We start from the raw sequence: 9004 nt of genomic DNA, 5'->3' as shown, positions 1-9004 counted from the left end.
AAAAGTGTCCTGCCGTCATCATGCGTGTCCTCGCCGAACTTCTGGATGTGCCACGAAGCAGAGACGACCGAGCCGACGGGTTTTTTCATGCGTAAGGAAATTTTGTGATTGGCCGCTGCGCCACGTCAGTTGCTAGAGGCTCTGATCGTACAAAGCGTGCAATGGCGGTTCGAAGGCGTGTAACCGTTCAATATTTCTTTTTTCGAGCGATCTTGTTGCCGCGCGGACCGCTGAAGACAGGTGTCTTATCACGGTTTTCTGACGTCAGGTTTCGCCAGCGTTCAACGCGGTCAGCGGCCAAAGCGCCGCTTTTGACAGCGGCCTGAACTGCGCAGCCCGGTTCATGCGCGTGGGTACAATCGCGAAATCGGCAAAGGGGTGCCAGTTCGGTTATGTCTGCAAAAACCGTGTCGATCCCGTCGGTGACATCGCTGACGACGAGCGTTCTTATGCCGGGCGTATCGATAACCCAGCCACCACCCGCAATGGAGTGCAGCGATCGCGCGGTCGTGGTATGGCGGCCTTGCGCGTCGTGCTCGCGAATGGTCCCGGTTTTTTGCTGTGTGTCGGATGTCGGTCCCGTTAGGGTGTTGACGAGTGTAGACTTTCCGACACCGGAGGACCCCACCAGGGCGATCGTCTGGCCAACGCCGCACCATGCACTCAAGCGAGAGTGCGCGTCGGCAGAGCGCCCGTTCAAGGCAACGACGGGCAGGTCGCGTTGCAAAGCCTCGGCTTGCGTCTGAAACAGGCCAACGTCATCAGCAGTGTCGGCCTTCGTCAACACGATCACGGGTGTCGTTCCGGCCTCGTTGGCCATGATCAGGTAACGTTCTAAGCGGTCTGTGTTGAAATCGGCATTGCAGGATGTGACGATAAAAAGCGTATCGATGTTGGCTGCAACCAGTTGCTGGCCATGACCAAGCTCGGTGCGTCTCTGAAACACGGTTTTTCTGTCGAGGCGCCTGACAAACATGTCGGACCCTGGATCGGCAAGCACCCAATCGCCCACCGCGAAGTCAGCGACGTTGGCATTGGCTGGCAGTTCCAGTTTGACGGGCCCTGTATCCGCTATTGCTTCTATACGCGCCCGGTGAACCGACGAGATGCGCCGGGGCAGAAGGTCAGCTTCGTCCGCGTTGATCTGATCCGAAAAAAAGTCGGACCAACCAAGCAATTCCAGGGCTGAGTGAAGACGTGAATTGGTCAAGTTTGACTTCGCATTCATTGACAGAGGTTGCCCGCGATTTCGCAGCCTTCCCCCTAGTTTTGCTGAGAACCGCGTTTCGGCAAAGAGTTTGCATAGGCAGCAGCTTCGCCGGAGTAGGGGAATTCATCGCCAATCTGACGGGCACCATCGTAAACGGTAAAGGCAGGTCCATCGATCTCGACGATCTTGTAGCCGTTCACGTATTCGAATTTCGGCGTTTTCCAACCCATAATCGTCTCCAGTTTCGGTCCTGAGTTTCCAACATCTGAAGATGATGTCCGACCCGTCACATTCAGCAGGCTATTTCTCTATCAGGTGTTTGCACAAAAGACGAACGCGCATGTGGGTGCAGCCGATAAATGCCATAAATTCTGCCATATAGGTTGTTGGGATTGGTCTTGCGGCCCTTTGGACGTGGATGAGATCGGCGACCGGAAGCGGGGATGACAGGTGGTGACAATGAAGCGCTTCGACTTCACGATACGGCTGGTTGGAGCCTTTGCGGTCCTCGCCATCCTGATTGTGTCCCAAGGACTGCTCAATCGTCACATCGCAACAGTGGCGGAGCAGCAGGTTATTCGCGGTCGCTATGCGGGTGATCTTCTGTCTGGACTGCTGGAACTTTCCGCGACCAAGCAGCGGCTGCGTGCGTGGTCTCTGCGCGCTCTGATTGGCGCAGATCATGCGCCTGGCGATGGTGAAATGCTCCGCGCTCACATGGCCACGACGATCGAACAGCTTCAACGTATCAGCCAGAAAACGCGGGAGATGGATCATCTCGCTGCCGGGCCTGATGCTGATGATGACGCGCGCGACGAGGCCTTGCGGCTTATCTCAGGCAGCGTGATCGCGCTCAAACCGGCCATCGAACAGATCAGGTCCCATACCGGAGCAGATGATGTGCGAACCGCATGGGCCTCCATAGAAACGATTTTCGATCAGGGAGCCGGGCGAGACCTTCGCGAAGTCCTCAACGACATCATCGCCAAGGAACGATCGCAACTCGTTATCACGCGGGCAAACGCGGATGCCGCCCTTTTGCAACTCAATCGTGTCCTTGCGGGGATGACGTTCATCATCGCTGTCATCGGCATGGGATTGGCATATGCGATCGCCAACGCCATCCGCCGCCCTCTGCAACAAATGTCCGAAGGGGCGAAAGCCTATGAAGCCGGTCAACTCGAACATCGCATCCCTGTGACGACCACCGACGAATTTGGCCGGTTCGCCACCAGCATCAATCGCATGGCGTCGGAGCTTTTGCTGAGGAGGCACGAGGAAGCCAACCAGCGGATCATCCTTGAACAACAGGTCAAGGAGCGGACATCTGCTCTTGAAAATGCCCTATCGCGATTGCGCGCTTCCGAGGGACGCAGACGCAGCTTGTTGGCCGATATCAGCCACGAATTGCGCACGCCTACCACTGCAATTCGGGGTGAAGCGGAGATCGCGCTGCGCGGACAGAAGGCGGATGATGATTATCGCGCATCGCTGGAGCGCATTGGCCAGGCGGCAAGCCAGATGGGAAGCCTGATCGATGATCTCTTGATGATGTCGCGCGGCGAAGACGAGACTTTGGCGCTCAACAGGGAGCCGATCGATATTGCCGGTCCGCTTGAAGAGGCTTTGTTGAGTGCCGCCGCCCTGGCCAATCAGCGAAGCGTTGCAATCGTGACCGATATTGAAGATGCAGAGACGGTCGTGGCTGGTGATGCGTTCCGCTTGCGACAGGTCATCGCGATTTTGCTCGATAACGCCATCCGTTATTCGCCTCAAAACGGTCAAGTGAAAATCGTGTCCCATGTGGTCGAAAACACATGGGAACTGGTCGTGCACGACAACGGGATCGGCATCGAACCCGATGCGCTGAACCACGTCTTCGAACGCAATTTCCGCGGTGACAATGCAAGGCTTCATCGTCCCGAGGGCACCGGCCTTGGGCTGTCCATCGCCAGGCATCTGGTCTCTGCGCATGATGGAACAATCACTCTTTCCAGCGATAGTGGCAAGGGAACGACGGCGACGCTTCGATTGCCATTGCTCAAAAACGGTGCCTTCGTCGAAGCCACCGTGGAGGCGACAGAGTGAACATACTCATCATAGAAGATGATCCGAGAGTGGCTGATTTTCTGGAACGCGGATTGCGTGCGGAAGGCTATGGCGTCACCGTTGCACGTGATGGCCCGACCGGCATCGAGCGCGCCCATGAACTATGGCAGGAATGGCGGTCTAGTGGTGCAAACGGTGCCATTCTGCTCGATGTCATGCTGCCGATCATCAACGGTTCCGATGTCTGCCAGACGCTCCGTGCCAGCGGGATATCGGCTCCGATCCTGATGCTGACAGCCCTTGGCTCGGTCAATGATCGCATCTCGGGATTGCGCATGGGTGCTGACGATTATCTGGTCAAGCCATTCTCGTTTGAAGAATTGCTGGCGCGCATCGAGGCGCTGATGCGCCGCCCGGTCGATCTGCGTCCGCTCGGGCCTAAGACGTTGTGCGTTGGTGGACTGGAACTGGACCGGGAGTCCATGCGGGTCACCGTTGAAGGCGATGAAATTTCGTTGACTGCTAAGGAGCTTGCGCTCTTGGAACTCTTCATGTCGGCTCCCGGCCGTGTTCTCAGCCGGGAGCGGATTTTGGCCAATATCTGGGGCGCAGGCGAAGACCCTCTGACCAATGTGGTCGATGTCTATGTGCGCCGATTGCGCGCAAAGATCGACAGGTCTTCGGAGGGGCGCTCCTGCATCACGACTGTCAGGGGCATTGGCTATCGTCTCGAACAGAACCAGTAGTCGATGCCTGCGACAGCCAAGATTTATTTGACCGCATAAGGCAGTGAGGAATGGTGCTGGACGATGCGGATCGTCCCCTCATCATCCTTTTTGAACGTCCATGACTTGTCGACAGTCGTTACTTTACCGTCCTTGTCGGTGAACGATACCTTGCCGAGCGTGGTCGCGTATTCCCCATCCAGAAGAATGGCAGCATTCTTGACGTCCACCTCACGCCATCCCTTCAGGGCAAAGCCGGTATCGGCAGGGTATTTCGGGTTTTGACCCACGAAGTAAGCCAGAGCGCCCTCGCGGTCTGTTCGGAAGGTCTGCGGCTCCTGCGTCAACGTCGGTTTGAAGAGGACCGGGCCCAGCTGGTAGCCATAGGCCGCATCGATCACCTTCGCTGCCATGTCACGGGCAGGCTTTGCGCCCTTGTCTTCATACTCACGCGAAATCGCGACGAGGGCTTCGCCCCAGGCCTTTTGTGTTTTGAGGACTTCGGCCTCGCTGATGGACCCATTGTGAATTTCGACGGCATTCACGCCACCGGCGGTCATAAGCAGAACGGTTCCTGTTACGGCAGTCGCCTTGGCTATCCAGCGCATATGTGTCTCCTGTTTGATTGCTCGTTTTGAGCGACAACAGGAATATGGATGTCCCGTCTGAAGCAGGCGTGGCTGCTTCATGAACAGATGATGGACGGAAGATTACAGTTTCAGGGCGATGTTCATATGGAAACTGAGGTTGGCACGTGAAGTGCAGGTCGACCGCCCAGCGATACGCTGAGCGGCCATTGTTTCACATGTCGGACGTCGAGCACACGTTCTGATCCAGCGGCCTAAACGCCTCTTCCGCAGGTGTTTCGGCGATGATCTTGAAGAGGTCCCATTCGCCTTTGCTCTCGCTTGGCGCTTTCGCCTGAAGGAGATAGGTCGGGATAAGTGCGCGACCGTCTTCGCGAATTCTGCCCTTGCCGAAGCAATCATCGTCGGTTGGCATTTTCTTCATGGCGCGAACCGTATTGCGTCCCGATGCCTTGGCTTCGGCGGCACCCATCTCAGCGACAGCCTTGAGATAGTGGAAGACGCTGGCATAGGTGGCCGCATGTTCGCTGTTGGGATAGTTTTTCGGTGTTTCCTTCTTGATCTTATCGGTGAAGGCGCGGGTGCGGTCATTGCGGTCCCAGTAGAATGTTTCCGTCAGCATCAGGCCTTGTGCGGCCTCCAGCCCCAGCGCATGGACTTCGGTGATGAAGCCGGCGAGCGCCGCGATGGTGATGCTCTGGTCGAGGCCGAATTCCTTGACGGATTTGACACTGCTGATGAGATCGCCCGCCGTATTGGCAAAGGCGATGACTTTCGGGTTGGTGGATGTTGCCGTTAGCAGGAAGGACGAGAAGTCCGTAGTGCCCGGGAACGGATAGACCGATGAGCCGAGAACCTTGCCGCCGCCAGGCGTGATCACGTCGGTTGCCATGGCCTGAAGCGACTGACCGAAGGCATAGTTCGCCGTCACGAAATACCAGCTGTCGCCGCCGTTCTTGAGAATGGCGCCGCCGGTAGATTTTGCGCGGCAATAGGTGTCTAGCGCCCAATGTACGGTGTTCGGGCTGCATGCCTTCCCGGTAAAGTCGGCACTGGCCGGGCCGCTGGCCAGAAACACCTTGTCCTTGGCCTTGATGACATCGACTGCACCCAGGGCGATGGCGCTGTTGTTGATTTCTGTCACGGCATCGACGCCGTCCTGATCGATCCACTTGCGGACGATGCCTACGCCCACATCCGTCTTCTGCTGGTGGTCGGCGACCAGCACCTCGACGTTGAAACCGCGCTCCAGAATGCCGGAATCCTTCACCGCCTGCCGTGCGCAGGCAACAGCCGTTTCACCGCCGGTATCGCGGTATGGCCCGGAAAGATCAAGCAGCACGCCTATTCGGATCGTCTTATTATCCTGGGCGCGACCGATGCCGGTCATGCTTAATACGGACGCGGCTGCTACCCCGCCCAGCAATTGTCTTCTCTTGATCATGTTGTCCTCCTCCTCCGTTGAAGCTTTTATTCCCGGTCGTAGGCGTCGCTCTTTTGTGAAACGAGCACGAGACGACCACGGACCTTTCCATCGCGAACCCGGTCAAGCGCGTCATTGGTTGCGCTGCGCGGCTGGCGTTCGATGTCCATGGGTTTTAGTTTTCCGGTCTTCGCCAGGTTCAGCAACGCGCGAAGATCGTCCAGACTGCCGGTCAGCGATCCGATGATCGAGATCGGGCGCAGCGAGATCGGCGGCAATGCCTGGGTGACTTCTCCGCCGGAAAGTCCGACGATGACATAGCGACCGCCGCGCCGGAGTGCCTTCAAGCCGAACTCATAGGTCGCCGTATTGCCGACGAAATCGATGACGCTTGCGAATTGCCCGGCAAAGTCCTCGTCATCACAGGATGACGGGTCGATGGCCTTCGTCGCACCTGCCGCCACGGCTATTTCGCGCTTGATGCGATCGACATCGCCGACAACCACGCTTTTGTAGCCGAGGGCCTTTGCGATGTTGAGCGCGCTCTGTCCGAGCCCGCCGCCGCCGATGAGCAGCAGCGGTGCCTTATGCGCCTGTGGAGCCAGCTTGCTGAGGGCGCCGTAGCTGGTCAGGCCCGAACAGGCATAGGTCGCTGCAAGGGCCGGGTCGACATTGCCGATATCGACAAGATACCTGGCATGGGGAACGATGATGCGTTCAGCATGCCCGCCGGGCCTTTGCAGACCGAGAAATTGTGGCGCGAGGCAAAGGTTTTCGTCTCCTTCCTTGCACATCACGCATTGGCCGCAGCCGATCCAGGGATAGACCACGAAGGTACGACCGATCTGGTCTTCGGAAATGGCCGCGTCCGGTCCAAGCGCCACCAGCCGCCCGGAAATTTCGTGACCCAGCACGATGGGCGGGACCATGCCACGGTCGCGCATGACCATTTTCTTGCCGCCGCCGAGGTCGTAATAACCCTTCTTGATGCTGAGGTCTGTCTGGCAGACCCCGCAGCAGGACACTTCGATGAGGACTTCAGTGCCGCGCGGCGCCAGTTCCGGCTCGCAGCGCATGACCAGAGGCTGTCCGAATTCGGTCAGTGTGTAATTGTCCATCTGAGATCACCCCCCCTCGGCTAAAGCTTGATTTTCGCAAGGCGGGCGACGAGCCCGAGTATGCCTTCGCGGAAGACAAGCACGCAGACCACGAACACGCAGCCCTGAATGACCATGACCCATGCCCCCATGGATGCGAGGTAGTTCTGCATGCCGACGATCACGGAGGCGCCGAGGATCGGCCCGAAGATGGTGCCAATGCCGCCAAGGATGGCCATCAGCACGACCTCGCCGGACATGGCCCAGTGAACGTCGGTCAGAGAGGCGAGTTGGAACACGAGTGCCTTGGTCGCGCCTGCCATGCCTGCCAGAGAGGCCGACAGGACGAAAACGAGAAGCTTGTAGCGGGGCACGTTATAGCCGAGAGACAGCGCACGGTTCTCATTCTCGCGAATGCATTTCAGCACCTGCCCGAAGGGGGAATGGATGGTGCGGTAGATGATGAAAAGGCCCATAAGGAATATTGCGCAGACCAGGACATAGATGGACCTGTCGCTGGAGATGTCGATCAGGCCGAACAAGGCGCGACGCGGCACCGTCTGAATGCCGTCTTCCCCACCCGTGAAAGAGGGTGCCTGAAGCGAGAAGAAATAGATCATCTGTGCAAAGGCCAGCGTGACCATCGAGAAATAGATGCCCTTGCTGCGTATGGCCAATCCACCGATGATCAGGCCCAGAATGGCGGCGACTGCTATACCGGAGATAATGGAAAGCTCAGGCGTCAGGCCCCAGTACTTCGCCGTATAGGCAGACACATAACTGGCCATGCCGAAATAGGCCGCGTGGCCGAAGGACAGCATTCCGCCAAAACCGAAGAGCAGGTTGAAAGCCAGTGCAAACAGCGCAAAGCACAAAACCTTCATCACGAAGACCGGATAAGCGACGAAGGGCGCGATTGCCAGAAGGACCGCAATGACGGCAAAGGCCGCGATATAGGATTTCTTCGAATGACGGGCGACAGGTCGCGTGCCCATCGCTACAGACATGGGAGCGGTGCCACTCATGCGATACCCTTTCCGAACAGGCCATTGGGTTTGATGAGAAGGACGATGGCCATGATGATGAAGATGACCGTCGAAGACGCCTCCGGGTAGAAGACCTTCGTCAGACCTTCGATGAGGCCAAGGCCGAAGCCGGTGATGACGGCACCAAGGATCGACCCCATGCCGCCGATGACCACCACGGCAAAGACGACGATGATCAGATCGACGCCCATTGTGGGGCTGACCGAATAGATCGGCGCTGCCAGCACACCCGCAAAGGCCGCCAGACCGACGCCAACGCCATAGGTGATCGTGATCATCAGGGGTACGTTGACGCCGAAGGCGCCGACGAGGCCGGGATTTTCAGTGGCGGCCCGCAGATAAGAGCCGAGCTTGGTCTTCTCGATCACGAACCATGCCGCAAGGCAGACGACGATAGACGCGACGATGACCCATGCGCGATAGATCGGCAGGAACATGAAACCGAGATTGAAGCCGCCGGTCAGCGCCGCAGGTGTGGCATAGCTCATGCCGGATGAACCATAGCCGTTCATGAACAGGCCCTGCACGATGAGCGCAACGCCGAAGGTCAGAAGCAGGCCATAGACGTGGTCGAGCGAGGAAATCCGTGACAGAAGCAGCCGCTCCAGCAGAATGCCGAAAAGACCGACGGTAACGGGTGCCAGAATGAGCGCCCACCAGTAACCGAGGCCGAGATAGTTCGACAGCATCCATGCCACGAACGCGCCCATCATGTAGAGCGCGCCGTGCGCAAAGTTCACGATGCGCAAAAGGCCGAAGATGATCGCAAGGCCGAGACTCAAGATCGCGTAGAATGCGCCGTTGATCAGGCCCAGAAGAAGTTGCCCCATGAGTGCGACGAGAGGCACGCCGAAGATTGTCGCCATG

At 58.0% G+C, this 9004-nt stretch carries 9 protein-coding genes; 2 read left to right on the top strand and 7 right to left on the bottom strand.

The window, feature by feature from the left end; all coding sequences use genetic code 11:
* Positions 1-187 precede the first annotated feature (187 nt).
* Positions 188-1228: a ribosome small subunit-dependent GTPase A gene (rsgA, locus tag HRR99_RS17435; RefSeq protein WP_233124023.1), complete on the bottom strand. Its 1041-nt coding sequence runs from the start codon at positions 1226-1228 to the stop codon at positions 188-190.
* A 35-nt stretch (positions 1229-1263) separates the two neighbouring features.
* Positions 1264-1440 carry a hypothetical protein gene (locus tag HRR99_RS17430; protein WP_233124021.1) on the bottom strand — a complete coding sequence of 59 codons (177 nt, stop codon included), beginning with the start codon at positions 1438-1440 and terminating at the stop codon, positions 1264-1266.
* 229 nt (positions 1441-1669) lie between these two features.
* Between HRR99_RS17430 and HRR99_RS17425 the strand changes: the two genes are divergently transcribed.
* Both HRR99_RS17425 and HRR99_RS17420 read left to right on the top strand, forming a co-directional pair.
* Positions 1670-3298, top strand: coding sequence for a sensor histidine kinase (locus HRR99_RS17425; RefSeq protein ID WP_233124020.1), 1629 nt, complete (start codon positions 1670-1672; stop codon positions 3296-3298).
* Positions 3295-4005, top strand: coding sequence for a response regulator transcription factor (locus tag HRR99_RS17420; RefSeq protein ID WP_233124018.1), 711 nt, complete (start codon positions 3295-3297; stop codon positions 4003-4005). The genes HRR99_RS17425 and HRR99_RS17420 overlap by 4 nt, the downstream gene beginning before the upstream one ends.
* A gap of 23 nt (positions 4006-4028) precedes the next feature.
* On the opposite strand, the gene HRR99_RS17415 is transcribed toward HRR99_RS17420, so the two are convergent.
* From HRR99_RS17415 to HRR99_RS17395, 5 genes are all read right to left on the bottom strand, one after another.
* The gene (locus HRR99_RS17415) at positions 4029-4592 is read right to left on the bottom strand and encodes a hypothetical protein (RefSeq protein ID WP_111841806.1); all 564 of its coding nucleotides are present in this window, start codon (positions 4590-4592) and stop codon (positions 4029-4031) included.
* A 193-nt stretch (positions 4593-4785) separates the two neighbouring features.
* Complete coding sequence (locus HRR99_RS17410) at positions 4786-6015, bottom strand: ABC transporter substrate-binding protein (RefSeq protein ID WP_233124016.1); 1230 nt, start codon at positions 6013-6015, stop codon at positions 4786-4788.
* Positions 6016-6041: 26 nt separating this feature from the next.
* The gene (locus HRR99_RS17405; protein WP_233124014.1) at positions 6042-7112 is read right to left on the bottom strand and encodes an alcohol dehydrogenase; all 1071 of its coding nucleotides are present in this window, start codon (positions 7110-7112) and stop codon (positions 6042-6044) included.
* A 20-nt stretch (positions 7113-7132) separates the two neighbouring features.
* Positions 7133-8116 (bottom strand): branched-chain amino acid ABC transporter permease, encoded by a 984-nt coding sequence (locus HRR99_RS17400; protein WP_422387338.1) that lies wholly within the window; start codon positions 8114-8116, stop codon positions 7133-7135.
* The gene (locus HRR99_RS17395; protein ID WP_233124012.1) at positions 8113-9003 is read right to left on the bottom strand and encodes a branched-chain amino acid ABC transporter permease; all 891 of its coding nucleotides are present in this window, start codon (positions 9001-9003) and stop codon (positions 8113-8115) included. The genes HRR99_RS17400 and HRR99_RS17395 overlap by 4 nt, the downstream gene beginning before the upstream one ends.
* Position 9004: the final 1 nt, after the last annotated feature.

Source organism: Agrobacterium vaccinii (assembly GCF_021310995.1).
Taxonomy (GTDB): domain Bacteria; phylum Pseudomonadota; class Alphaproteobacteria; order Rhizobiales; family Rhizobiaceae; genus Agrobacterium; species Agrobacterium vaccinii.
This window is presented reverse-complemented; position numbering and strand designations above follow the sequence as displayed.